The organism is Mycobacterium helveticum (assembly GCF_007714205.1).
In the GTDB taxonomy this organism is placed as follows: Bacteria; Actinomycetota; Actinomycetes; order Mycobacteriales; family Mycobacteriaceae; genus Mycobacterium; species Mycobacterium helveticum.
The window spans coordinates 1-860 of the sequence record NZ_VMQU01000317.1 but is presented as its reverse complement, the minus strand read 5'-3'; the positions used below and the strand labels follow the sequence as shown (position 1 = coordinate 860).

The following is an 860-nucleotide window of genomic DNA, read 5'->3' as shown; positions in this document are numbered from 1 at the left end:
TTAAAGATGTTTCGGTAATTGGGTGAGTCATTTCGCCGGATTCGCCCTGCGGTAGGGGACAATTAGCGTGTGGCAGGATCTGCTGGCAAGCGGCGATCGGGTACCGGCTCGAGAGTGCCTGCGCGGCGGGACTTTCAGGCACTCAAGGAGCGGCGGATGGCCGCGGCGGACATGTTCGCCCACGGCAAGCGTCAGGTCGACGTGGTCAGCGAGTTGGGTGTCACAGCGCAGACTGCCTCCCGCTGGCATCGGACCTTTTTGGCCGAGGGCAAAGACGGGCTGGTCGGCGCCGGGCGGGCCGGCCGGTTGCCCAAGCTCTCCGAGGAGCAACTCGCGGCCGTGGAGCAGGCACTGGCCAAGGGGCCGCGGGCCAACGGCTTTGCGACCGAGATGTGGACCCTGGCGCGGGTGGCTGACGTGATCGAGACGCTGACCGACGTCCGCTACGGCCAGACCCAGACCTGGACCATCCTGCGGGAACGACTGGGCTGGAGCCGGCAACGCCCGGCGCGGCGCGCGGTCGAACGCGACGACGAGGCCATCGCCACCTGGGTCAAACAGGACTGGCCGCGCATAAAAAAAGCGCGCGGCGCCGCGGCGCCTGGATCGTCTTCCAAGACGAGAGCGGGTTCTCGCTCCTCCCGCCGGTAAGAGGAACCTGGGCTCCCAAGGGCCACACGCCGGTGCTGCGACACCGATTCTCCTGGACCCGGATGTCGATGTCGGGCGCGCTGGCCTACCGGCCCGACGCCAGCCAAGCAGCACTGGTATTCCAGATCAAGGAAGGCTCCTACAACACCGACTCGCTGATCGAGTTCCTCACCGACCTGCACACCCATTTCGGCGCCGACAAGATCACC

General features: G+C 66.5%; 2 protein-coding genes. Both read left to right on the top strand.

Translation table 11 applies throughout. The annotated features are described in order from the left end of the window. The first annotated feature begins 156 nt into the window (after positions 1 to 156). Complete coding sequence (locus tag FPZ47_RS27690) at positions 157 to 651, top strand: winged helix-turn-helix domain-containing protein (RefSeq protein ID WP_144957500.1); 495 nt, start codon at positions 157 to 159, stop codon at positions 649 to 651. Continuing rightward, positions 549 to 860: transposase (locus tag FPZ47_RS30845; RefSeq protein WP_428321257.1), on the top strand; the 312-nt coding region annotated here is incomplete at its 3' end. The genes FPZ47_RS27690 and FPZ47_RS30845, both read left to right, overlap by 103 nt.